This is a genomic window from Rossellomorea aquimaris (assembly GCF_020171925.1).
In the GTDB taxonomy this organism is placed as follows: Bacteria; Bacillota; Bacilli; order Bacillales; family Bacillaceae_B; genus Rossellomorea; species Rossellomorea aquimaris_F.
The window spans coordinates 369,159-393,758 of record NZ_JAIVAR010000001.1; the positions used below are offsets into that span (position 1 = coordinate 369,159).

Below are 24,600 nucleotides of genomic sequence, written 5' to 3' on the forward strand. Positions count from 1 at the left end.
TGAGTTGTTAAGGTCAGCTCATTAAAGTGTGAAAGTCCAATTAGCGAAGAAAGCCCTGAACTTTTGTCCTGTCTTTCGTACTGCCCTCTCCTGATTTATGAGTGATATGACAGGGGTACCCCCTTTGATAACGGTACTATTGTTTCGTTTTTACGTAAAGAGTAGGATTTCTTCAAGTAAAGATCAAATGAATTTAGTGTACCGAAACAATTGGGAGGGATACATATGATTAATAAATGGATGAAAGGGACTGTATCGGGGGTTTTGTTGGCATCCGGAGTTGCGATGGCATTGCCGATGTCCCCCGTTATAGCTGATGGGCCGGATTTTAACGGTAACGAAACAATCAAAAATGAGCGCCTTCACAGTTACGATGAAATGGTCAAGCTTCTCGAGCGGCTTGACCAAAAGTCAGATGCACTTTCACTTGAAGTATATGGGCAATCTGTTAAAGGTAGGGACCTTTTTCTTGCAAAGTTCGGGACGGATGAAAACAATCCGACCATTTTATACTTAACCCAACAACATGGAAATGAAACCCTTACGACAGAAGGAGCTTTGACATTCATTCAACATCTGACCTCAGGCTCTCATGAAGTCAAAGAGCTATTAGACAATGTAAACATCCTGGTTGCACCCCGCTTGAATGTCGATGGGGCGGAAGGGGATGTGACCTTTTCACTTGAAGATTATGTGTCTGGGACTCATACCCGCTATAATGCCAATGGAGTGGATTTGAACCGTGACCATGTGGACCGGGAACAGCCAGAAACGTTGGCGCTTCACGAAAATGTGCTGAAGAGGTACTCACCGGATTACATGATTGACCTCCATCACCAAGGTGCGGTGACCACACTTGGTGATTCAGACGAACTAGTTTCGGGATCAATTCTTTATCCAACGAATGAAGAAGTGGACCCGGCTGTCGTAGAAAAGTCCAAAAAGCTTGGGGCGGTCCTTTACAACACAGTGGAAAGCAGAGGATTCGGGACGCTGTCGAAATATATCGGCGGATCCGCCCAGACGATTTCCAGAAACGGGTTGGCGGCCGAATATGGGATAGCGACACTGTTGTTTGAAATGAGGGGAATGGCAGATCATTATCGTGAAGATTATGTTCTTGGCCAAAAAAGCAACGGCTACTTGATCAAACAAGCCGTGATCGGGATGGAAGCGACCGCGGAAGCAATCGCTGATGGGTCAATTGATGAAGCAGACACTTCATTCTGGGATACTTTGCCTGAAAGCTCTTATAATCATAGCGAGGATTAAATGAAAAAGCGTGCGATTCAATCCAGGGTCGCTCGCTTTTTGTTTTTCGATTAAGCTTCACGATAGATAGGGATTTTTTAACAAGGGTTCGTTCGGTGAATGAAAGCTACGATTGAATCATTTTAATTACAAAGTAAGATTCTCTCATCTTGAAAAATGGTAAACTATTAGTAGTTTTATATTAGGAGGCAAAAGGATGTACGAGAACTTTGAAGTGAACATTACCCCGCTTAACAGGAAGAGACGCGTGCGAGTATATTTGCCACGCTCGTATAAAGAAGATCAATCTGCTCACTATCCTGTCTTATACATGCACGATGGTCAAAACCTTTATAAGGATGAAGATGCAGGCTACGGAATGGCTTGGAGAATTGGTGAATTTCTTGATGACAGTGACTTGGAGTTGATCGTGGTTGGGGTGGATTGCAATGAGGGGTTGAAACGGTTGGATGAATATGGACCGTGGGAAAGTTCAGAAATGCCGGATGTATTTTCCTCTGAAAGAACATCGATTGGTGGTGAGGGTAAAGAATACATAGAATTCATCGTGCACGAATTGAAACCTCTAATTGATGAGAAATATAGGACGTTGCCAAATGAAACAAGTATGGCGGGCAGTTCAATGGGAGGACTGATTTCAACATATGCCGCTTGCAAATACCCTGAGGTCTTTAAACGGATCGCATCGGTATCATCTGCTTACTGGTTCAATCAGAAGGAAATAGAGGGACTGATAAAAAAGAGTGACCTAACGAACATCGAACGTTTCTATTTGGATATAGGAACAAAGGAGAATACGGAGAAAATAGATGACCTTACGTATATTGAGTCAAGCAGGAGCGTGTATGACTTACTGCGGGATAAAGTACAGGATTGCCGTTTTCACATTGCAGAAGGTGCTGTACATAACGAATTGGCATGGAGGGAAAGGGTCCCCGCGATCTTCCATTACTTGTATCAGTGAAAGGATAAGGGGAAGCGAGTGATTAGTGAAAGAGCTTGAGGAATAGTTCCTCAAGCTCTTATTATTTGACGATCATAACAGGGCACTTTGCACGTTTTGCTACTTTATGGCTGACGCTGCCAAGAACCATCTCTTGAAAAGCATTAAGGCCACGGCTGCCGATCACAAGAGCATCGTATGCGTTTTTATTGGCAAAGTCCACAATGGTGGGACCGGGTTCACCGTGCAAGAAAATCGTATTGAATGGCACTTCCGCGTGTTTCGCTTTTTGTTCAATGAGCATCAGTTTGTTTTTTCTTTTGTCAGTGGGCTCACTGCCCCAATGCTTCAACACATCATCTTTTGATTGCTTGATATCAATCACATAAATGATATCAAGCTGGGCTTCTCGTTGGGTAGAAGCAAGAGCAATCGCTTTCTCCGCTGCCCTGATCGAATGTTCAGATCCGTCGGTGGCAAGTAGGATTTTATTAAACATATTCCAAACCTCCCAATCATCCATTCTTCCTTTAGTTTCTATTTTACACGTTTATCCCACTGGAAATATGATTCTTTTTTTGAACTGATTGAAAAACGCAGGAAATGTACAAAAAACAAAGGATTTTAAAGATAATTTAAACTGTTTCCGTTTTCACTGGTGTTTCACAAAAAAGTCATTCCATTATATAATGTGCTTTGTGAAAAACGGCCCCGACTTTCATGAGAGTTGAAAGTCAATAAAAAAATATAAAAGAGGTGCATTATGATTTTATCTTCAAAAATAAAAAATGAATGGTTCGGGAACATTCGCGGGGATATCCTGGCTGGGATGGTCGTAGCGATGGCTTTGATTCCAGAGGCGATTGCCTTTTCAATCATCGCTGGTGTGGATCCCATGGTCGGCTTGTACGCGTCATTCTGTATTGCTGTCGTCATTGCCTTCGTTGGTGGGCGACCGGGAATGATCTCGGCTGCAACGGGTGCAACGGCACTATTGATGACGACTTTGGTGGCTGAGCACGGCTTGAAATACTTGCTTGCCGCCACAATCCTGACAGGTGTGATCCAAATTGTCATGGGCGTCCTCAAATTAGGTCGTTTAATGAAATTCGTACCCCGGTCTGTGATGGTTGGATTTGTTAACGCACTGGCCATTTTGATCTTTACGGCGCAACTCCCTCATTTTGTTGGGGAAAAGTGGATCATGTATGCAATGGTCGCTGCTGCATTAGCGATTATTTACATCCTTCCGCGGTTTACTAAGGTGGTGCCTTCTCCTCTTGTAGCCATCGTAACACTGACGATCTTCTCAGTGATGGCGGGTACAGGCGTAAGGACTGTCGGAGATATGGGAGAATTGACTCAAACACTGCCTGTGTTCCTGATTCCGGATATCCCTTTAACCTTCGAGACATTACAGATTATCTTCCCTTATTCATTGTCTATTGCGATTGTCGGTTTAGTGGAGTCATTATTGACAGCATCGATTGTGGACGATATGACGGATACTACAAGTGATAAGAACATAGAAGCAAAAGGGCAAGGTATGGCAAATATCGTATCTGGTTTCTTTGGCGGAATGGCAGGTTGCGCGATGATTGGACAATCTGTCATAAATGTTAAGTCTGGTGGACGTGGAAGACTTTCTGCTTTTGTGGCAGGAACCTTCTTGATGATTTTGATCCTTCTACTTGATGACTTTCTTGTGCAAATCCCGATGGCTGCTCTCGTTGGGGTCATGTTTATGGTGTCGATCGGGACATTTGACTGGGGTTCTGTCATGAATTTGCACAAAACACCAATCACTGATTCAATCGTCATGTTTGCTACAGTCATTACTGTTTTGTTTACTCACGACTTATCAAAAGGTGTTCTTGTGGGAATCATCTTGAGTGCCATCTTCTTTGCTTCGAAGATATCAAAAGTGAAGATTACGACGATGGCATCGGGCCAATCTCATAAAAAAGTGTATCATGTATCTGGACAACTATTCTTTGCGTCTGTTACAGATTTTGTTGAAAGCTTTGATTTCACGGAAGACGTGAAAGAGGTAACACTTGATCTGACGAATGCTCATTTATGGGATGATTCAGCAGTGGGTGCAATTGATAAAATCGTGCTAAAGTATCATCAGAATGGGGTTATGGTGAACCTTGCCGGACTAAATGACGAAAGTAATAAGTTGATGGATAGGTTGGCTGTTCATAACAAGCCTGGTGGTCTTGAAAAAGCTGCAAACCATTAAAATAGAATTAAAAACAGCAGAGGATGCCCCCTCTGCTGTTTTTTTATTTAGTAGATGCCGACTGCATCAAATGAAAGATTTACTGCACTCACTTCAGATGAACCATTGCCATAAAGGTCTGTTGCAGCTTGAACAGCGGCTGCCCTTGCCTGGCTGAATGTAGAAGAAGAGGTGAGGTAGACCGTATTCATTCGATAATAGATATCACCAAGTTTTTCACGTCCGATGCCAGGTACGGTGACATTGTGGAACGTACCGCCTTCACTTAAGAGATAAGCTTGTTTATTGATGATCCCGGAGTTAATATGAACTCCACCATTGTCTTGCGTTCCGGTGTAACGCACGGAATAATGGTCCGGATCTCCATACTTACTCGGATCGCTCATTGACCTCAGTGCATCTCCGCTCGTACCTGGAGTATAGATGTCTTCCCCGATTTCAAAGTCCGGATTGGCCCCTTTTTCGAATTCAACAAGCGTACCGAAAATATCAGAAATGGCTTCATTGAGAGCACCTGACTCGTTTTGATAAACAAGGTCGGAAGAGGTATCCGTCACGGCATGCGTCAACTCATGGGCAACCACATCAATCCCACCTGAAAGTGGAGCGAATGTCGTACCGTCCCCGTCTCCGTAAACCATTTGAGAGCCATTCCAGAATGCGTTATTATATCCGCTGCTGTAGTGGACGGAAGAGATGAGTTTACTTCCATTATTGTCATAGGAATTCCGGTTGAAGTTTTCTTTATAGAAATCATAGGTCTGACCCGCGAAATAGTGAGCGTCTACTGCTGCGCGATCATAAGCAGCATTGAAGACATTATCGCTGTCTGTCCAAAGGGACCCCGGCAGGAAGAATTGAGGGAAGAAGGTCATATTATTCATGTCATAAGTGTACACTCCGCCTCCACGGGTATTATCCTGCAGGTAATAGGTGCTTCCTGATAAGGTTGTGTTCAATGATTTTGTATCCCCAAGCACACCTGTCCCTGTCCCCACTTGGTTTGTTCCACTAACTTCGTGCATGTCATTATATTTGTTGAGGATTTCGCCAGACTTGATATCAATAAAATAGTTCCAGTTCCCAGGCTTCGGTTGAAGGAAGTTCAAGTTGATGAAGTATGCGTATGTAGCAGACTCTCCATCTGTATAAACAACCAGTTCTGGCTTTGCCTCTTTTTCTAATTTAATGTCGAATCCGAGGTCGTTTTTAGCAATCTGCAATGCTTGATTCGCGTTGACTTTCTTACTTGCTTTCAAATTTTTCTTATCCAAGTCTGCAATCACTGATCCTGAGAATGCCTTCAAGACTCCATCCTCATTGACCACGGCAGACTGTGTCGAGCCCCATACGGGAACACCTTTGAACATTTGTTGAAAGCGAACGACAGTGAAGCCTAGTTCATCTTTATCCACGGAAACTACCTTGAATTGTTTACTTACTCCATCTTCGGTTAACTTGAATAAGTGTTTGTTTTTCTCCAAATATGATAAAGCAATCGATTCCGCCTTTAATTGAGACGGGGAGGATAGTGCCCCGGATACGAATTCGGGCGTTCCTGCTTTTTCATTCCATTGAATCTTCGCTTGGGACTGTGCAGCTGCACTTCCCGTCGCAAGCATCCCTGTTAATAATCCTACCGACAATCCAATACCCGCTAGTTTTCTTTTCTTCACATGATTTCCTCCTGTTTTCTTTCTAAAAATTTCGTCAATATGATGGTATCACTCTATTAGTCACCATGGTATTGAGAAAAAGAGGGACTATTTTAATAGGTTAAAGGCTCGTATTATAACGTAGCGAAGGAAAATTTTCTTGGATTGATCGAATTTATTCATTTAAAGATTCTAATGCATTTTTGGATAATTATGTTAACATGGGAAGGGACATTGTTAGAGAGGGGAATGGAATTGGGGAAATTGATCATTTCTGGTGGGGGCAGCGAGAAACAAACAGAAGCGATAGACCTCCACTTCGCATCTTTATTAGATAAAAACAGAACGTTATTATACATACCTGTGGCTATGGCATCACAACAAGTATCCTATGACGGGTGCTATAAGTGGATCACTGATATCTTTCACCCCATGGGAATTCGGTCCATTGAAATGTGGACGGACATCCAAAATAAGTGTTATGAAGATATACAAACATTTTCTGGCATTTATATTGGAGGTGGAAATACGTTTGATTTGCTCGACCTCTTTGAAGAAACTCAGTTTTCTGACCTGATCAAGGAGTATGTGAATCATGGTGGAGTCGTGTATGGTGGCAGTGCAGGGGGGATCATCCTAGGCAGCCATATTAAAACGTGTGCACTGAACGACCACAAACCTGGCTATGAGGGTGACTATAAGGGACTTGATCTGATTGGTCCATATGCCATCCATTGTCATTATGAGCAAAGTCAACATTCCTTCATACAATCACTTGTACATGAGTATAATGTATCTGTCATAGCGCTTCCTGAAGAAACGGGACTATCGATGATCGATGACGAAATGACAGTAATTGGTGAGAAATGGGCAGTACTGTTCGATGATAAGGGGTGGCGGGAAGTGGGAGTCGGCTCAACGATCAGCGACACTGGGCATGATGAAGAGAATCAATGAATCATAGCGGGTTGCAGACAACTAGAAGAAAGGTAGATTGTCATGAATAGTAAACTACTGATCGCTCCAGCTTTGGGTGTAATGATTATGCTGGGCATGTTCGTCAGAAATGATGCCCGGATTTTACATATCGAGCCATCCGAACTTCCAGTAAATAGGACACTGGCAGTGGACATTTCAAAACGGTATCTGGCAGGTTGGTGGACATCGTCTGAAAAGCTTGATGACACCCCTTATGAGATGAAAGAGGTAATGGTCCTGAATGATGAAATCAGTGTTGAACTACTAGATGAAAGAGACTCCAGCGAATGCAAGGGATATGAGGTCGTGGTCAATAAGGATAATGGACTTGTAATGAGCAAGGAAGATGTTGATTTTTGCAGTGGTCGGTTTTAGGAGCAGGTCATTCATCTTCATTCCTACATAGAGAAAAAGAGAAAAAATAAAAGATAAAAGATAAATTGAATATGCAATGGGGATAATGGAAATTGTTAAAAGTGTAAAAGGAGGATTGACCATTGAATGCCATCCAAGAATTCTGCAGAGAATTATGTTTAGATGTTCTTGCAGCAGTCAAAGGCTTTATCTATGGGTTTATCGTATTCGCCCTTACAATCGGAATGATCGGTGTGATGATCTACCTTTTCTTATATATGAAAAACGTCATACTGACATAATTCCGAAGGTACGTCCCGCACCGCTTTAAAGCGATGAGGGACGTACCTTCAAGTGTTGGATTTACAGTGGGATCAAAGAAAATTTTGTACAGGAAAGGCTAATTATATTATAATAGCAATAATTTACTCTTATATAGAAAAATACGGTAATTGAATAGGGGAGTATGGGGATGAATCACGTGTTATTCGATGTTCCAACCAAGATCGAAACAGAGAGGCTGATCCTAAGGATGCCGATGCCAGGGGATGGGGAAGCCGTCAATCAGGCGATCAAAGCCTCACACTCAGAATTGAAGCCGTGGCTTGGGTTTGCCCAGGAGGTTCCATCTGTTGAAGAAACCGAAACGAATACCCGCGAAGCACATGCGAAATTTATTACGAGAGAAGCGCTGAGGTACCTGATCTTCTGCAAGGAAACCGATGGATTTATTGGGTCCACGGGTTTTCACAATGTCGATTGGAATGTGCCGAAATTTGAAATCGGATATTGGATCGACTCAAGGCAAAGTGGGCACGGTTACATGAGGGAAGCCGTAGGGAGGCTGACGGAGCTCGCACTGAATGAATTACAAGGCAGGAGAGTGGAAATCCGGTGCGAAAGCGATAATTATAAAAGCAGGAAAATCCCTGAACAACTTGGGTATGAACTGGAAGGCATCTTGAAAAATGAAGATTTATCCGTGGATGGGAAGCGAGTGACGGATACTTGTATTTATGCAAAGGTAAAGTCATTCAGAACCTCAAATCGACCTGATATCACTTGCTAGCAAATGGATATCATGCTTATATCAATTGATATCAAGATTAAGTGAAGCCCGCTGCTCGATGACAGCGGGCTTCACTTATGATTTCCATTCGTTTGAGAGTATGCTGTATGTAACGATGTCCTCGTAATGGTCATATAACCATTGTCCGTCCCTTGTAATTCCTTGTTTTTTGAAACGGAGTCGCTCAGGGACTTTTATGCTTTTAGCGTTATTGACGGCGCACTGTATTTCCACACGATTGAGATTCCAATCGGTGAAAAGGGTATGTAATAATGCATCAATGACAGTCGTAATGATTCCCTTTCCTTGTGCGCTCTCTCCAAGAAAGGTGCTTAAAGGGGCAATAAAATATGACATCGAACTTTATGCTAAGATGCAAAGATGAATACCTTTAATCTGTGATTACGGAATTCCAATATTGTGTAAAATGGATAATATCCTTGAAACATGGCCGTTCTTTAAGTAGTATAGATAAGTAGAAAATTTGTATAGTTTCGAAATGAGGGTTTTAAATGGAGAAAACATCCATATACGGATTAACATTAGATCAACTGACCTCATGGCTTGTCGAGCACGGTCAAAAGAAGTTCCGTGCTGCTCAAGTGTGGGATTGGTTATATAAAAAAAGGGTAACCGACTTTTCAGAGATGAAAAATGTCAATAATGATTGTATCCAATTATTAGACGAACATTTTCATATTCAAACGCTAAAGCAGGAAATCAAACAGGAATCAAAAGACGGTACAATTAAATTTTTATTCAAGCTAGAGGATGGAAACCTGATCGAGACGGTATTGATGCGTTTCAATTATGGCTTGAGTGTCTGTGTGACCACCCAGGTCGGCTGTAACATCGGCTGTACATTCTGTGCAAGTGGTCTCTTGAGGAAAAATCGTGACTTATCCAGCGGGGAAATTGTCGAACAAATCATGAACGTCCAGCATCACTTGGATGCACAGGGAAAAGATGAGCGTGTAAGTCATATCGTCGTCATGGGAATCGGTGAACCATTCGATAACTACGATAACATGATGGATTTCTTCCGTGTGGTGAATGATCAGAAAGGCCTCTCAATCGGTGCTCGTCATATCACGGTATCTACGAGTGGATTGGCGGATAAGATTTATCAATTCGCGGACGAAAACATCCAGATCAACTTGGCTGTATCGCTGCACGCGCCTAACAATGAACTTCGAACAAAGATCATGAAGATCAATCGTGCGTATCCGCTTGAAAAGTTGATGCCGGCGATCGATTATTATTTGGAAAAAACAAATCGACGAATCACGTTTGAATACATTCTTCTTCATGATGTGAATGACCATAAAGAAGAAGCGCTTCAGCTTGCTAAACTGCTTAAGAACAAGCGTCATTTATCCTACGTCAACCTGATTCCATATAACCCGGTTGATGAACACAATCAATATCAGCGAAGTACGAAAGATGCAATCGTTGGTTTCTACGGCACATTGTTGGAACATGGTATCAACTGTGGTGTCCGTGTAGAACAAGGAACCGATATTGATGCAGCTTGTGGACAATTGAGAAGTAAGCAAATCAAGAAAGATAAAGAAAAAGTGAAATCCTGATAGACGAAACACACGAATTCTGGCTGAATTCGTGTGTTTTTTTGTATGATCGTTGAATTACCTGGTCGGGTGATGGGGGATGGGTGTGGTGGATTTTATTGTGAGAAGTTAGTAGTTTCTGATTCGTTTCTATGAACCTATCCCAGAACATTCGGTCCATTCCAAAAAAATACGACCCACAATACATAATTCAATTTGATGTATATGAAAAATAATAATTATTTATTGAAAAACAATAAATGATTGAATACAATGTAATATATGGAAAATGAATTGGAGGGTGCATGATGAAAAAAACTGCATTATTTTTCTTAAAGTCAGCCATCTTTATGATCGGATTGTTTGTTGTGGGAATAAGTATATTCGGACTGCCAAAGCTCGCAACATATTCAGCTGTGGTCAACCCTGAATTCGCATTTTTAAAATGGCCGATCCTTTTAGGGCTGTATTCAACGGAGATCCCCTTTTTCCTAGGCCTTTATAAAGCCTACAAATTAGTAGTTTCCATTGATACAAGGAAAGCATTTACCATTGAATCCGTAAACAATTTAAGAATGATAAAGTGTTGTGCATGGATCATTTCAGTAGTGTACATCATAGGTGCTTTATATTTGTTCCTTCAGGGTGCACTACACCCTGGTATTGCATTAATAGGAATGGTGATCGTCTTTGCTTCCGTTACCATTTCGGTATTCGCAGCTGTTTTGCATAAGCTGTTGAGTCATGCACTCGAATTAAAGATCGAAAATGAATTAACCGTATGAGGTGAGGAAATGAAATTGGATGCAGTCATATTCGATATGGACGGAACATTGTTCCAAACAGATCGCATTTTAGAATTATCCCTTGAAGATGCTTTTGTAAGGTTACGGGAGGAAGGACGATGGGAAAGTGCGACCCCAATAAAGAAATACCGGGAAATCATGGGTGTACCGCTCCCTGAGGTCTGGGACACGCTTCTGCCCCATCACTCAGATGAAGTGAGATCGAGAGTGAATGACCACTTTCTCGAATTGTTGATGTTCAATATACAACGTGGGAAGGGTGCTTTGTATCCCCATGTTGAAGAACTATTTACCCTTTTAAAGGAGCGGAATATAAAGCTATTCATAGCCAGTAACGGGCTGCCTCCATACTTGGAATCGATCGTGAATCACTACAGGCTGGGTCGTTGGCTGGATGCCGCTTACAGCATCGAGCATGTTGATTCGTTGAATAAGTCAGACTTGGTGAAGATGATTTGTGATAAATATGACATTAAAAGGGGGGCTGTAGTCGGGGATCGTCTCTCTGATATCCTGGCTGCGAAAGATAATGGATTGTTGTCTGTAGGGTACAGCTTTGATTTCTCTCAAGAGGATGAACTACAACAAGCGGATGCAGTTATAGAGGATTTATTGGAACTAAATGAACTGATTAAAGATGGTAAAGGGTCGGGTAGATTATTGTCCAAGTAAGTTGGGGGTGAGCCATGTGAAACAGATAAAGTTGACGGTGATCATCCTAGTAATTTGTACACTTTTCCTGATGGCAGGATACGTTCTGGACTCGAATGATAAGGTTCGTTTCTATGATACGGTTGGAACTACCGACCTTTCAGAAGAAACCGTGAACGGAATGTCACATGGTTCAACAGAAGATATGGTACTTCGTGTATTAAAAGATCCACATGAAGTAACGGAAATCCAAAGTCCACAAACTACATATCTCTCCTATGATAACATTGAGTTCGGAATGGAGGAACACCCGAGTGAATCGGTACTTCTTCACCAGTCACTACCGAACGTCCAAAGGGGTATCAGCAGGAGATCCCGCTGAAAGAATAATCGAAGCATATGGACCAGACTACTATGAAAGCACGGACACGGGGGCTCGTATCATCGGATCCTTCGATAAACAACACAAAATCAACATCGAAATATAGCACTCGCCCGAATAAACTAATTGGAACAATCGTCCAACAAGTAGAAGGTACGTCCCTCGATGCTTTAGAGTGGTAAAGAGGGGCGTTCTTTTGATAGTTTGGTATATTATGTTAACATATTAAGAGGGAAGAGTGATTTGTTAATGAAGGGGATGAGGTGTCAACATGAGAGCTAATCATCATGACATCACCGTGATTGGTGCCGGTGTCAGCAGTATTTTCTTTGCATATACGCTAATGAATAAGAATCAGGATGTAAACATACATATTATCGATATTGGAAAGGAATTAGAGAAAAGAACGTGCGGACTTGAAGACGGCGGGAAATGCACATGCGGCGCTTCATGCAGTAAATATACAGGTTTTTCCGGACTGGGGAAATCAGAGGGGAAATTCAACTATACGACTGACTTTGGTGGCCGACTGCATAAGAAGATTGGGGAAGACCATACTCTTCGGTTGATGCAGGAAGTGGATACAATCCTTTGTCGTTTTGGTGGAAACGCGAGAAGTAAATATAGTACGAAGAACGAAGCACTTTCCAGTAAAGCCAGTCTTCATGGACTTGACGTACTCTCAACGGAAGTAAGGCATCTTGGAACCCACCTTTCAAAGGGAATCTTCCAAAGCATGTATGAAGTGATGCGTGAAAGGATTACGTTTTCTTTTGAGACAAAGGTCGAAGCCGTTACTAAGAATAAAGAAGGATTCCACCTGCATACAAATAAAGGTGATTTCACTACAGGTCGAATTGTAATTGGGACAGGTATGAGTGGAAGTGACTGGCTGACAGGGATGATGGGGTCATTTGGTGTTCATCCAGGCAACACGCGACTCGACATGGGCTTTCGGGTGGAAATGAAAGGTGATCAACTGCAAGCAATCCTGCAGGAAACCTTTGAAACAAAATTGAGGATCCATAGACGGAATTTTGAAGCCACAACATATTGCATGAATCCACGCGGCCGGATTATACGGAAATATCAGCATGGACTCGTCATGCCGGATGGACAAAATGCACTTGAAGAAGATTCCCCAAGTGCAAACTTGAATTTCACCTTGTTTGTTCCTCGTTATTACCCTTCATATGAAGAAGCGATGAACGATGCAAAGAAAGTCATCGGGGGGATCAATGGGGGAAGGGATCGGATCGTTGTCCAAAAATGGGAGGACTTCAAACGCGGAGCACCGACAGAAACACTCAGTCATAACCAAGTGAAACCTTCGCTTCAAGCGGACTGTGGGGACGCACGTCGGGAGGTACCCTCTGTTTATGGTGCTGCCCTGATAGAATTTCTCCATGCATTGGAAGGTTTGGTAGGTGAAGAGATCGATTCTGATACGCTTATTTATGGTTTGGATGCTAAGTTTTATGAACCTTCACTATATACGGACGAAAGCTTTGAAAGCGAAGTACCCGGCATCTATTTAATCGGTGACTGTTCAGGAGTCACGCACTCCCTTTCCCAGGCGGCTGCGAGCGGTATCTATTTAGGTGAGACGTTAGCAAGTGCCACTCTATATCACAATTTAGGCAAAGAGTAAGGATTTATACTTCCAAAAGAATGCGGGGAGCGATGATGAATAAGTGGTTGTTACGGATCGAAGGCTTATGTGTTTTTCTGTTGAGCATCTACGTTTATGGCACGAACGACTTTAGTTGGCCACTGTTTTTACTGCTGTTGTTCACACCTGATGTGGGGATGATTGGATATGTATTCAATCATGAGCGGGGAGCGGTTGTATATAATGCATTCCATACGTACTCCTTACCCTTGGGACTTTTGGTTTTAGCCAGTATTTTAGAGATTCAATGGATATTCCTATACAGCTTGATATGGACTGCTCATATCGGAATGGACAGGATGCTGGGCTACGGTTTAAAATACCCAACCCATTTTAAAGATACCCATTTAAATAGAATGTAAGGATGAAAGGATTGAATCATGATAAATGCATCGTCAAACGAATCATGTAGCAAAGAAAGGGTATGGATGATGAATGATCAACCATTACTGAATTACATTCGTTCACGAAAGGATCAGCTTCTTGTAGTTGGCATAGATGGGTTAAGCCGGTCCGGTAAAACGACCTATACCCAATTGTTAAAAAAACGCCTTGAGGGACATGGACTTGATGTCGTCTGTCTTCATATGGATGATTTTATCGAACCACGTCATAGAAGGTATCACACTGGAAACGAAGAGTGGAGGGAATATTATTTCCTGCAGTGGGATGTGCAGTCACTGCAGGAGAACTTGTTCGCAAACCTTAAAAGTGCTTCTTTCCTAAGGCTCGGTTATTATGAAGAATCAGCCGATATTAGAGTTACCAAGGAAATTCGCTTGCCTGAATGTGGTGTAATAGTAATTGAAGGGGTGTTCTTACAGAGGGACGAGTGGAAAGGGTATTTAGATTATGTCATGTACCTCGATTGCGACAGAGAAAGTAGGTTTAATCGAGAGCATGACTCTGCAAAAATGGACACCGAAAAGTTTATGAACCGTTATTGGAAGGCAGAGGATCATTACTTATTGAAGGTGAAGCCATTGGAATTGGCTGATCACGTAATCAGAACATAACATTTTGCTGGAGAGGTGTGAGTCGAGCGATGATGATGCAAGGTATCCTATTGATTGCACATGCTATAAGCATGACGTTGGCGTTAGCCATCTTTATGTCAATCTATCGAAAGAACCGTACACGTGGTAGATGGTTCTTGATAGCCCTTCTGATATGGGGATCGATCAGTCTTTATAACTTTTTCGGGTACTCGGTTTATATGGGTTTGATCGCTTGTTTACTGTATACGGCATTCTATCTTATTACATTCCGTTCACTTAAGTACAATAGTAAAGATGCATAGTAAACCTGCACCGCTACTCTAGAGACAAGGTGCAGGTTTACCGATCAAAGCTCCTTCAGGAATACATAACTTTTCTTACGATAATCCATCTTCTCTTCATAAAAACGATGCGCATCCGCGCGTTGCAGGCCGGAGGATAGGGAGATGACGGGATAGCCATTCTCGTTTGCCCAACTCTCGACATGGCTTAACAACTTCTTGCCATGGCCCTTTGAACGTGCGTCAGAAGCCGTCACCAAATCACACACCCAAATGAATTTTCCATTGTATAAAGTCACCATAGGCATGAACCCCACGACAGACACCAATCGACCTTCCTCATAAAGAGCCGCCAGTTTATACCCTTCTGAGACCGTGGCTTCTTTTACAATCGCAATGAATTGATCTTGGGACAAATGGTTCCTAAGCTGCTTCATTACTGGATACGCTGCCAGCCAATCCGATTCTGTCGTTAATTCCTTTATCATCTTAACGACTTTCTTGTAGCTTCTTTATTTCTTCACTATGAAAAGGGGAACCCTCCACCTCATTGACGATGCTGAATGGATTCCCGTCCGGATCAAAAAAATCAAAGAATCTCATCCCTCCAAACTCTTCAATGTCTGAAGTTCTTACCCCGTTTCTATTAAACTCAGAATATACTTCATCGATATTTGATACCAGGAAGTTAAAGTAGGAATTCTTTTTCACACCCTTAATGGTAAACTCTGAACGTTGAGGTGTTTCAACCTCAATCAACCCAAGCTGGGTAGGAGAGCTTGGAAAATAAAATCCGGCACCACCATCCCATTCATCGATCAACCTGACATGCAAGTGCTTCTCAAACCATTGCTTTGATTTATGTAGATCCGTTACTGGGACAAAAACACTTCCAACTCTGAACATTCCAACACTCCTCACTAATTGTATTCATCTACTAACGAAACTCGCCAAAGAAAGGGTACATTCTTGAAAAAAGAGGAAAAAGATCGTTTTCAATAGTAAAAAACCATCAACGGAAAAGCATACCGTTAATCAAGAGCATGACCAGGTCTCCAGGCTTGCGGAAGATTTAGTTCATTACACCATGATGAACGTCTACGGTTTTAAAGAATCAGACCAAGAAAAGATCTTTATTAATCGTTTTCTATATTCGTCCACGAAAACCCTTTTTGTTGATGAGTGGGGAGGTAAATCTTTACCTTCTAGTTGAAGTATACATGTTGTATCAAGAGAACAGACGGTCTTATTATATGGGCGTAATCCATCCCGATGGGAATATCCTTGAGTTTGTAGTCTATTCGGTTGGTTAAGTGTACATGGAAGGATGGCGTTCATACGAAGGGAGTGTGAGGACAGTCACACTCCCTTCGTCCATTTAAGGATGGGGGTCACCTTTCTTTAGCCTCTTGAATCTTTCAATGGAAACATCTTCGGTATAGTGAGTTTCCAATATTTCAAGAATCATTTCTTCCGACAAACCTGAAAAATCGACTAGTGTACTGATGGTTGGTTTAATGGAAAGGGACTCACATCTCTGGATTGTCGAACGGATTAAATGGTGATAATCCTGCTCCCTTTTCTGATGTTTTGTTTGCGCTTGTGTTGACTGTTGATAGCTGAATCGATGCTTTTTCGGGGAATTCATATCATCGTACCTCCTGCTTATTAAAAGGGATTCTATAAGATTTATCCTAATTTTGTATGTGCTAAACATTTTTAGGTGAGCGAGAGGATGGTCAATTGAATAGACGAGTGTATTCAAGGATCTATGAAAATGTCAAACACACCTTCCTAATTCCGTGAAAGGGTTCTCTTATGGGTTGAATGGGTCCTTGTCACTTTTTCCTAAGATGCCTGCCATTTAAAGATCCACTCATTAAAATGACAAAATACGTTACGAAAAGCTCATCAAGAAAAATCATCCAACTCCATTTGGTATAATATGTTAAAATATGTTTAGCAACAGCATTCTGGGAGGAGCTAAAGTGAATAAGGCAGTAATAAGTGACTTTAAAACGATGATAGGTCTTTCGATAGCTTTACTCTTTAATCTCATCGGTATCATTTCGGCAGTAATTCAACATCCAATATGGTTGTAAAGCGTAGTAGTGGCGTATATTGTATTATTCTTCAGTATACGGAGAGCCAATCATCTTTATCGTAGTAGTTGATGGAATAGGACAGTGACTAATCTCACTTGAAAGGGAGTGAAAACATGAAAACAGAAAAAGAAAAAATGATCGCAGGTGAACTTTACGAGCCCTGGGATGAAGAATTGGTAAAGGAGCGAGATCATGCAAGGTATTTGGTGAGGAAAATAAACGCAACAAATGAGAAGGAGCAGGATATTCGTGTCGGACTTATAAAGGAATTGTTTGGTTCATCAGGTGAAAAAGTGTATATGGAGCCCGATTTCAGGTGTGACTATGGATCCAATATACACGTTGGTGAAAATTTCTTCGCGAATTTCAATTGTGTGATCCTCGATGTATACAGAGTAACATTCGGCTCGAATTGCATGTTGGCACCCGGCGTGCATATCTATACTGCCACTCACCCGATAAATCCATATGAGCGTAATAAAGGATTGGAATATGGTAAGCCTGTTAAGATAGGCGATAATGCATGGATCGGTGGCGGAGCCATCATTAATCCAGGTGTTACAATCGGGGATAATGTCGTTGTGGCTTCTGGAAGCGTAGTGACGAAGGATGTGCCTTCTAATGTGGTTGTGGGAGGAAATCCAGCGAGGATATTGAAGGAAATCAATTTAAATGACCCAATGTAAAGTAATGTCCATAGAATAACAGTGAATGGATTTTAGAAGACGAATGGGGGATGTTCCATGCAGAGTCAACTTGTGTTCATCGTAGCCGGTAGTGCCATTTTATTGTCTGTTATTTTGACCATCATACAGCGAAGAAGGGAGCGAATAAGCTATTTGCCTATCAAAATCGTATTTGGCATCATGATCGTTGCCGTTCTCGCCATCCCGATCTCCATTTTCCTCATATGGGGTTGGACAGGGCTTGGGGTGTCTGCGCTCGCTGTGTATGTTCTGTTATTTTGCATATCATTTTTAATAAGTTCATATGCAATTAATCTTTTCTTTAAGTTCTGAAGAAAAAGGTGGGGGAACGACTATTTTTAAAAATTGAAGTGCTTGTCTGCACACATGGTGGGGGTTGTACATATAGTGAAGTAGAGAAACAGCTAATCGGTTAAGATCACTGAGGTTGTTCGAAAGCGGGTTGTTTAAAAACCTTTAGTCACCGCTATAGAAGGTTTCACTGATCTTTACCCATTGACAAGCTTTCTCGTCTATATACTTCCGCCGTATAGACAAGAGTACCTCCTTATTTGTTCGTAGGCAAAGGTGTCCCTGATTGTTCAGGGACACCTTTGCCATTTACATGAAAAAACCACCGATTATCATCCCGACAAAGGCCATTAAAATGCCCCCGATATAACTGATCCCCATATAGGCGGCTGCATGTTTCCACTTCTTATCACTCATTGATTGAATGTTTTCGAGTTTGAAAGTGGAAAAGGTGGTGAATGCCCCGCAGAACCCGATTCCAATCAGTGAATAAACCGGCCCCTCGCCCCCGACAATATATATATATCCCAATAGAAACGAACCCAAAAGATTGACCGTCAACGTGGCTATCGGTAATGAGAAAGAAGGAAAAGAGGCTAGAAGCTTTCCGACCCAAAATCGTGAAACAGCTCCTAAAAAGCCACCTAGCCCGATCATCATAGCCTGAAGGAACATTATTCACCCTCCTTTATTTCTGATTTCTGCGAACCGACCAGTATCTGTCCAGATTTATATCCCGCCCATGCCAAAAATAGTCCGCCGACCATACTTGAGAACATGTAAGTAAGAGCCATCATCCACTCTGCTTGACGCATCAGTATGACAGTTTCCACACTGAATGTGGAAAACGTGGTGAAAGATCCGATAAGGCCGGTGCCCAGTGCAGCAGCAGTTGATGGTTGCAATTTTTTTGTATGAAATAAAAAAGTGGTCACGAATCCCAATGCGAAACAGCCAGTGAGGTTGATCAAGAATGTACCAAGGGGGAACGAGTACGACCACCCGCCATGGACGAAAGTCCCAACCGTGAATCTCACGAAAGAACCGATTGCACCGGCAAGCCCGACGAGTAAATAATTCTTCACAATGATGCAGCTCTTTTCATAAAAAATTGTTTTCCTTTGACTTTGACTATATTCATTATGTTCGATTGTGGGTATGATATCAATGATGATTATATAAAGAAAGAGTTGAAGACGATGGCAACAGCTCCTCCTGACTATACATTGACACTTGATATCATGCAAAGTCTCAAAGAAGGGAACAAATCGGACTTCCAGAAAGTCCTCGATGAACTTCAGCCTTATGATTTTGCTCAACAATATCGGATGGTACCAAAAAAATACAGAAACAAGTTCCTCATCTATTTGAGCATATCCCAGTTAAAAGAGTTAATGGAGGAATTGGATACCGAAGTACAGTTGGAAGTCCTTCATAAATTAGGGATTGAAAAGTCTACCAAAGTACTGGATCTGATGGAAAATGATGACCTAACCACCCTTATGTCTGATTTGGAGCCAGAACAGATTGAAGAGCTTTTATCTGAAATGAAACAGGAAGAATCCGAAGTGGTTCAGCACATGATGAACTACCCTCTTGAAACCGCAGGTCGTATTATGAACAACCGGTTCGTGTGGATCTCCAAGGATTATAACGTGAGGGAAGCAGTCGATAAACTGAAGCATTTTGCGGAATTGGCAGAGTATCTGAATTACCTGTATGTGATTGATGAAGACAAGAAATTGGTGGGAGTCGTCTCGTATAAGGATCTTCTTCTTAGTGAAATGCAAGATAAAATCGAAGATATCATGTTCACAAGGGTGGTCAAGGTAGATGTTCATACCGATCAGGAAGAGGTGGCGAAATTGATCAGCCGATATGACTTCATTTCGATTCCAGTCATTGAAGATGATAATAGACTGATGGGTGTGATAACGGTCGATGATATCATCGATGTAGTGATACAAGAGGCGAATGAGGACATTGAGAAGCTATCCGCTTCAGGTAAAGCGATTGATTTTAACACCAAACCCTTGGTAGCCGCTTTCAGGCGCTTACCTTGGCTGATCCTGCTGTTATTGATCGGTCTGGTATCGGGGAGTATAATAGACAGTTTCTCAGAGACGCTGCAGTCTGTAGTGGCACTTGCATTCTTTATGCCGATGATTGCAGGTATGACAGGAAACACGGGTACTCAGTCCCTGGCGGTTGTCGTCAGGGGACTGGTGTCGAATGACTTGGACGTAAGACAGGTCGTTAAGTTGATATTTCGTGAATTGTGGGTTGGGATCATCATTGGCTTAACGTGTGCATTTCTTATATCCATGATAGCCTTTATATGGCAAGGTAGTTTCACACTTGGAATCGTGGTGGGCATGTCCCTATTGATTACGTTGATCATCGGAACGCTTGCAGGGACAATCATTCCCCTTATCCTATATAAGATGGATATTGATCCAGCAGTTGCGTCTGGGCCGCTCATCACAACAATCAACGATATCTTCTCGCTGCTGGTTTATTTCGGTATTGCAACGATGTTCCTCTCCAAGCTACCTTGATCTAGGTCGGGATTAAAAAACCGGTGCACCCCCCATTGGGGATGTACCGGTCATGGTCAACAATTCAAACTTCCTGGGGATACTCATTCAAGTATCGATCGATGATATCGGCGATTATGTTGATTTCTGTATATTCAATCGTCTCGTTAGTCCTTAAGTATGTGATTAAGAACACTTCAGAGATATAGAGGTATTCGACTGAGAGAACAGGCTGCTGGTCCTTGGCATAGAAAGTGTGAATGATTTCACTTTCTTTGAAATCGAGTTGAGTTTTCAGCATTCGTACGATGGTATCGAATGACATAGAATCTCTCCCTTCTATATTATAGAGGGATTGACTAAAAACAGTCTCGTAGACCCAAAATAATTTGTCTTGCTTAAGTTACAATTATATCATACATCCATACCTCGATATACCCTTTGAGTGAAAAAATTGGTAATCTTTACAAAAGTGAAAGACTACCGGTTTCCTTACAGCCTTTTTGTTCAAAATCCTTCAATCGTCCTCATATTAAACATCCCTTTTGATAAGGAATTACATAAACCTTCTATAATCCTGTTGGCGTGCATATAGTGAATTAGTAAATCCAATTAGTATAGGAGTTCACTCATGCCATATAAATCCAGAAAAGATAGTACTCTCCCCCTTCTAGTATTCGTGACAATGAAATCACTGGCGAGGATCATCGTGAGCGGGATCATATTGGTGTACGTGTTTGTCTGGCTCATTTCAGCCACCACGATTAAATTGAAAGTGGACACGCTCTATTATTCGACAGTGTCGGATATGGTGCCAAAAGAAACCTTATTGAAACTAATCTCTGAAGAGCTTACGCCATTACGTGTGATGAATGAAGAAGAACTTCAGTCAGACTTTGATTGGTTGGAAAGTGTGACGAATGTTTCGTTGTTTGATCCAAGGAGTTTATTTGGGAGGGAAATCCCAGGAATAGAAAATTATCATACACAAATCGCCGTGGCGGGTAAGGGGACGGACATTACCAATCTTCCTATGGAATCCCCGGCACCGACGGATGAACAGTTAATGAATCAGGAGTATGATCAAGATCAGATTGAACAAGCAAATGGAAAAGAAGGCGAAAATATTAAACAGATCGATAAAAAATCTGTATTCATTTACCATTCTCATAGTTGGGAAGCCTTCAGCCCTTTAATAAAAAATAACCAGTCTTCAGATCCCGCGAGTTCAAATGAAAAGGTTAATGTAATCGCGATCGGATCGAAGCTTCAGCAGGAGCTTGCCAAGCGTGGAATCGGTGCCGTTCAGGACAAGACAGATACAACGAAGGCATTGAAGGAAAAGAATTGGACATATTATGAATCCTATAAATTATCAAGGGAGCAGGTCCAGGAAGCGCTTGCCGGAAATAATGACCTGCAATATCTGATCGATATCCATCGTGATTCACAGCCTAGGGCCATTACAACAAAAACAATCAATGGGAAGCAATATGCAAGGATCTTTTTTATCGTGGGCAAGGAAAACAAGAACTTTGAAAAGAACCTCGCGATTGCCAAAGAGTTGCATGCAGCATTGGAAAGCAAATATCCAGGAATCAGCCGTGGGGTATTCGTAAAAACGAAAGCGGAAGGAAATGGAATATACAATCAAGATCTCACAGAACGTGCAATGTTATTGGAGTTTGGGGGAGTGGAGAATAACCTGGTGGAGCTTTATAATTCCACCGAAGCATTTGCTGATATCTTCTCTCAGTTCTATAAAGAAGATGTAGTCGAAGTCAATGGAGGGAACTAGGTAATAAAAAGCTGCCGAGATCAGGCAGCTTTTTCTGTGAACAACTATTTTCATTTTTATGGAAAATGCATAATTTCTGCAAAAGTGAAGGGAAACTATAAATTGTCCGAACACATTATTCCATTGAGAAAAAATAAATGTTTAGTCTTGGAAGGTGCGGATAAAGAACATATATCAAAATCAAGGAGGATGATTTGAAATGTCACATGAGAAATATCAATCATTGGTACAAACCTTACACGAGTGTATGGAAGCTTGTAATCATTGCTATGATGCATGCCTTGGTGAAGAGGACATCAATATGATGGCTGAGTGTATCCGGCTGGACAGGGAATGTTCAGATATGTGCGCGTTCTTGGAACAAGCCTTGGTCAGGGGAACGCCTTTTGCGGCCGAACTTGCTTCAGTCTGTGCCACAATCTGTGAAGCATGTGGTAACGAATGCAAAAAGCACGACCATACCCACTGTCAGAAATGCGCAGATGCCTGCTTTAAATGCGCTGAAGCATGTAAAAACATCGCCTGATCATAAAAAAACTCTAATGCAAAGGACCGTTCTTCATTACATTAACGCGATGAGGGACGGTCCTTTGCATGTATGTTTGATCCTTCCCCCGCGTGATTTAATTACTTTTCCCCATTTAGAGAAGTACACATAACTTTCAATAAAAAGTCATAATAAATTCGTCATTACCTTATGAAATCACAAAAAAAGATGGTAGGCTAGTGGTATAAACCTACATATGGAGTGAAGCATGATGAAAAAGGTTGTTGTGGTTGGCGGTGGGGTTACGGGACTTGCGACCATGTATTATCTTGATAAATTAAGAAGAGAAAAACATATTGACCTTGAATTGACCTTGGTAGAGCGGGAAGAGGTGCTTGGGGGGAAAATTAAAACAGTAAAGAACAGTCCCTTTATCATGGAGGCGGGTGCAGATTCGATTGTGGCCCGCAATGAAGGGGTACTGCCTTTTGTAGAAGAATTGAAACTTGAGGGCGACCTTGTATATAATCAGACAGGGATTTCATATATCTATACGAATGGGAAACTGCATGAAATACCAGCAGATACGATCTTTGGTATCCCAATGAGCATCGAATCCCTGATGCAAAGCACACTGGTTTCGGAAAAGGGGAAACAGGCCGCAATGCAGGATCTCGAGCTTCCAAATACTCATTTCACAAAAGATGATTCAGTTGGGGACTTCTTGGAAGCATTTCTCGGGCGTGAACTTGTAGAAAATCAAATTGCACCGGTGCTCTCAGGAGTATATTCCGGAAAACTTCATGAGCTGACGCTGTCTACCACCCTTCCTTATTTATTGGAATACAAAGACCGGTACGGAAGTATTATCAAGGGACTTGAAGCTAATAAGGATAAATTCAAAAGCTCTTCCAAAGGGAAATTCATCTCCTTCCGAGGAGGACTTTCTACTTTGATTCATCGGATGGAAGACATGATGGAAGATGTTCGAGTCCTGAAAGGGAAAGAGACTGTAGCATTGCGCAAGAACGGGGGTAGCTACGAGCTTACTCTATCGGATGATCATAAATTGGATGCTGATTATATTGTGTTCTCGACCACACATGATGTGACGCAAAAAATCATGAATGATACAAATCTTGATGCATATTTTGATCAATTTAAAAACACTTCCCTTACCAGCATTTATATCGGCTTTGATGTTAAAGATGATCTACTCCCTGCCGATGGAACGGGGTTCATAACCTCACATGGAAGCGATGTGATTTGCAATGCTTGTACATGGACCAGTCGAAAGTGGAAGCACACATCAGAAAGCAATGAACTATTGGTAAGACTGTTTTATAAGAGTTCAAATCCCCATTATGATCTAATAGCTGGGCGAAATGAAGAAGAACTTATAAAAATAGCGCTCAAGGATGTATCGAAGAGCTTAGGGATCAAAGAGGAACCGTTAACGGTGGAGGTCACCACATGGAATGATCTGATGCCGAATTATCATTTGCAACATAGCCAGGCTGTTGACTCAATCATGACAGCACTTCATGAAGATTACCCAAATGTCTTGCTGGCGGGAGCTTCCTACTATGGAGTAGGGATTGGAGCCTGTATCAAAAACGGGAAACAGACAGCGGAAAACATAATTGAGTCAATCTCAGGATGATCACGACTGCACCCGAATCTCCCCATAGTCGGATTCGGGTTTTATTATGCTCTCTGAATAAAGATGAACCTAAATAAATAGGGCTGATTGTACAGCTTACCGTGTAATCTTGGCATGATGCTCGAGCATAATCTCCTT

Annotated in this window: 29 protein-coding genes and 1 pseudogene; 21 read left to right on the top strand and 9 right to left on the bottom strand. The window is 41.9% G+C overall.

All coding sequences use genetic code 11. The annotated features are described in order from the left end of the window. The first annotated feature begins 225 nt into the window (after positions 1-225). The gene (locus LCM10_RS01755) at positions 226-1,272 is read left to right on the top strand and encodes a M14 family metallopeptidase (protein WP_224874145.1); all 1,047 of its coding nucleotides are present in this window, start codon (positions 226-228) and stop codon (positions 1,270-1,272) included. A gap of 196 nt (positions 1,273-1,468) precedes the next feature. Continuing rightward, positions 1,469-2,236 carry an alpha/beta hydrolase gene (locus tag LCM10_RS01760; RefSeq protein WP_224874147.1) on the top strand — a complete coding sequence of 256 codons (768 nt, stop codon included), beginning with the start codon at positions 1,469-1,471 and terminating at the stop codon, positions 2,234-2,236. Between the two features lie 61 nt (positions 2,237-2,297). On the opposite strand, the gene LCM10_RS01765 is transcribed toward LCM10_RS01760, so the two are convergent. Then, positions 2,298-2,714: a universal stress protein gene (locus LCM10_RS01765; RefSeq protein ID WP_224874149.1), complete on the bottom strand. Its 417-nt coding sequence runs from the start codon at positions 2,712-2,714 to the stop codon at positions 2,298-2,300. A 264-nt stretch (positions 2,715-2,978) separates the two neighbouring features. On the opposite strand from LCM10_RS01765, the gene LCM10_RS01770 reads away from it, so the two are divergent. Further along, positions 2,979-4,460, top strand: a complete 1,482-nt coding sequence (locus LCM10_RS01770; RefSeq protein WP_224874151.1) for a SulP family inorganic anion transporter — start codon at positions 2,979-2,981, stop codon at positions 4,458-4,460. A gap of 47 nt (positions 4,461-4,507) precedes the next feature. On the opposite strand, the gene LCM10_RS01775 is transcribed toward LCM10_RS01770, so the two are convergent. Then, positions 4,508-6,136, bottom strand: a complete 1,629-nt coding sequence (locus LCM10_RS01775; RefSeq protein ID WP_224874153.1) for a M4 family metallopeptidase — start codon at positions 6,134-6,136, stop codon at positions 4,508-4,510. Positions 6,137-6,370: 234 nt separating this feature from the next. On the opposite strand from LCM10_RS01775, the gene LCM10_RS01780 reads away from it, so the two are divergent. The 4 genes from LCM10_RS01780 (at position 6,371) to LCM10_RS01795 (ending at position 8,516) form a co-directional block, all read left to right on the top strand. After that, positions 6,371-7,072, top strand: a complete 702-nt coding sequence (locus tag LCM10_RS01780; protein WP_224874155.1) for a Type 1 glutamine amidotransferase-like domain-containing protein — start codon at positions 6,371-6,373, stop codon at positions 7,070-7,072. A 42-nt stretch (positions 7,073-7,114) separates the two neighbouring features. After that, positions 7,115-7,468, top strand: coding sequence for a hypothetical protein (locus tag LCM10_RS01785; RefSeq protein WP_224874157.1), 354 nt, complete (start codon positions 7,115-7,117; stop codon positions 7,466-7,468). Positions 7,469-7,590: 122 nt separating this feature from the next. Further along, complete coding sequence (locus LCM10_RS01790; RefSeq protein WP_224874158.1) at positions 7,591-7,749, top strand: hypothetical protein; 159 nt, start codon at positions 7,591-7,593, stop codon at positions 7,747-7,749. Between the two features lie 170 nt (positions 7,750-7,919). Next, complete coding sequence (locus LCM10_RS01795; protein WP_224874160.1) at positions 7,920-8,516, top strand: GNAT family N-acetyltransferase; 597 nt, start codon at positions 7,920-7,922, stop codon at positions 8,514-8,516. 75 nt (positions 8,517-8,591) lie between these two features. Here LCM10_RS01795 and LCM10_RS01800 read toward each other — a convergent pair whose 3' ends face one another. Further along, entirely contained in the window at positions 8,592-8,873 is a 282-nt protein-coding gene (locus LCM10_RS01800) for a GNAT family N-acetyltransferase (protein WP_224874162.1), read from the bottom strand. A 155-nt stretch (positions 8,874-9,028) separates the two neighbouring features. Between LCM10_RS01800 and rlmN the strand changes: the two genes are divergently transcribed. From rlmN to LCM10_RS01840, 8 genes and pseudogenes are all read left to right on the top strand, one after another. Further along, positions 9,029-10,105: a 23S rRNA (adenine(2503)-C(2))-methyltransferase RlmN gene (gene rlmN / locus LCM10_RS01805; RefSeq protein ID WP_224874164.1), complete on the top strand. Its 1,077-nt coding sequence runs from the start codon at positions 9,029-9,031 to the stop codon at positions 10,103-10,105. Between the two features lie 284 nt (positions 10,106-10,389). Then, a complete protein-coding gene (locus tag LCM10_RS01810; protein ID WP_224874166.1) occupies positions 10,390-10,869 on the top strand; it encodes a DUF2975 domain-containing protein in 480 nt (159 codons plus the stop codon). Then, positions 10,870-11,562: pseudogene (locus LCM10_RS01815) on the top strand (HAD family hydrolase); the annotation flags it as partial. Positions 11,563-11,578: 16 nt separating this feature from the next. Further along, a complete protein-coding gene (locus LCM10_RS01820) occupies positions 11,579-11,923 on the top strand; it encodes a hypothetical protein (protein WP_224874170.1) in 345 nt (114 codons plus the stop codon). 271 nt (positions 11,924-12,194) lie between these two features. After that, complete coding sequence (locus LCM10_RS01825) at positions 12,195-13,574, top strand: NAD(FAD)-utilizing dehydrogenase (RefSeq protein WP_224874172.1); 1,380 nt, start codon at positions 12,195-12,197, stop codon at positions 13,572-13,574. Positions 13,575-13,606: 32 nt separating this feature from the next. Continuing rightward, entirely contained in the window at positions 13,607-13,957 is a 351-nt protein-coding gene (locus tag LCM10_RS01830) for a DUF4260 domain-containing protein (RefSeq protein WP_318247461.1), read from the top strand. 66 nt (positions 13,958-14,023) lie between these two features. Next, on the top strand, positions 14,024-14,611 hold the full coding sequence (locus tag LCM10_RS01835) for a kinase (RefSeq protein ID WP_224874174.1): 588 nt from the start codon (positions 14,024-14,026) through the stop codon (positions 14,609-14,611). 29 nt (positions 14,612-14,640) lie between these two features. After that, positions 14,641-14,895: a hypothetical protein gene (locus LCM10_RS01840; protein WP_224874176.1), complete on the top strand. Its 255-nt coding sequence runs from the start codon at positions 14,641-14,643 to the stop codon at positions 14,893-14,895. A 44-nt stretch (positions 14,896-14,939) separates the two neighbouring features. On the opposite strand, the gene LCM10_RS01845 is transcribed toward LCM10_RS01840, so the two are convergent. From LCM10_RS01845 to LCM10_RS01855, 3 genes are all read right to left on the bottom strand, one after another. Then, positions 14,940-15,362 carry a GNAT family N-acetyltransferase gene (locus LCM10_RS01845; RefSeq protein ID WP_224874178.1) on the bottom strand — a complete coding sequence of 141 codons (423 nt, stop codon included), beginning with the start codon at positions 15,360-15,362 and terminating at the stop codon, positions 14,940-14,942. A gap of 1 nt (position 15,363) precedes the next feature. Next, entirely contained in the window at positions 15,364-15,780 is a 417-nt protein-coding gene (locus LCM10_RS01850; protein WP_224874181.1) for a VOC family protein, read from the bottom strand. Between the two features lie 472 nt (positions 15,781-16,252). Next, positions 16,253-16,522, bottom strand: a complete 270-nt coding sequence (locus LCM10_RS01855) for a hypothetical protein (protein WP_224874183.1) — start codon at positions 16,520-16,522, stop codon at positions 16,253-16,255. Between the two features lie 570 nt (positions 16,523-17,092). Here LCM10_RS01855 and LCM10_RS01860 point away from each other — a divergent pair. Next, positions 17,093-17,665, top strand: coding sequence for a sugar O-acetyltransferase (locus LCM10_RS01860; protein ID WP_224874185.1), 573 nt, complete (start codon positions 17,093-17,095; stop codon positions 17,663-17,665). Positions 17,666-17,722: 57 nt separating this feature from the next. After that, positions 17,723-17,998, top strand: coding sequence for a hypothetical protein (locus LCM10_RS01865; protein WP_224874187.1), 276 nt, complete (start codon positions 17,723-17,725; stop codon positions 17,996-17,998). 288 nt (positions 17,999-18,286) lie between these two features. On the opposite strand, the gene crcB (LCM10_RS01870) is transcribed toward LCM10_RS01865, so the two are convergent. Together crcB (LCM10_RS01870) and crcB (LCM10_RS01875) are read right to left on the bottom strand one after the other, a co-directional pair. Continuing rightward, positions 18,287-18,652, bottom strand: a complete 366-nt coding sequence (gene crcB / locus LCM10_RS01870; protein ID WP_224874189.1) for a fluoride efflux transporter CrcB — start codon at positions 18,650-18,652, stop codon at positions 18,287-18,289. Beyond that, entirely contained in the window at positions 18,652-19,062 is a 411-nt protein-coding gene (crcB, locus tag LCM10_RS01875; protein WP_224874191.1) for a fluoride efflux transporter CrcB, read from the bottom strand. The genes crcB (LCM10_RS01870) and crcB (LCM10_RS01875) overlap by 1 nt, the downstream gene beginning before the upstream one ends. A gap of 114 nt (positions 19,063-19,176) precedes the next feature. Here crcB (LCM10_RS01875) and mgtE point away from each other — a divergent pair, with 114 nt between their 5' ends. Beyond that, positions 19,177-20,535 (top strand): magnesium transporter, encoded by a 1,359-nt coding sequence (mgtE, locus tag LCM10_RS01880; protein ID WP_224874193.1) that lies wholly within the window; start codon positions 19,177-19,179, stop codon positions 20,533-20,535. A gap of 64 nt (positions 20,536-20,599) precedes the next feature. On the opposite strand, the gene LCM10_RS01885 is transcribed toward mgtE, so the two are convergent. Next, positions 20,600-20,839: a hypothetical protein gene (locus LCM10_RS01885; RefSeq protein ID WP_224874195.1), complete on the bottom strand. Its 240-nt coding sequence runs from the start codon at positions 20,837-20,839 to the stop codon at positions 20,600-20,602. Between the two features lie 306 nt (positions 20,840-21,145). Between LCM10_RS01885 and spoIIP the strand changes: the two genes are divergently transcribed. The 3 genes from spoIIP (at position 21,146) to LCM10_RS01900 (ending at position 24,462) form a co-directional block, all read left to right on the top strand. Continuing rightward, a complete protein-coding gene (gene spoIIP, locus LCM10_RS01890; RefSeq protein WP_224874197.1) occupies positions 21,146-22,312 on the top strand; it encodes a stage II sporulation protein P in 1,167 nt (388 codons plus the stop codon). A 199-nt stretch (positions 22,313-22,511) separates the two neighbouring features. Continuing rightward, positions 22,512-22,838 carry a four-helix bundle copper-binding protein gene (locus LCM10_RS01895; protein WP_224874199.1) on the top strand — a complete coding sequence of 109 codons (327 nt, stop codon included), beginning with the start codon at positions 22,512-22,514 and terminating at the stop codon, positions 22,836-22,838. 232 nt (positions 22,839-23,070) lie between these two features. Next, positions 23,071-24,462 carry a protoporphyrinogen oxidase gene (locus LCM10_RS01900; RefSeq protein WP_224875572.1) on the top strand — a complete coding sequence of 464 codons (1,392 nt, stop codon included), beginning with the start codon at positions 23,071-23,073 and terminating at the stop codon, positions 24,460-24,462. The last annotated feature ends 138 nt before the right edge of the window (positions 24,463-24,600 follow it).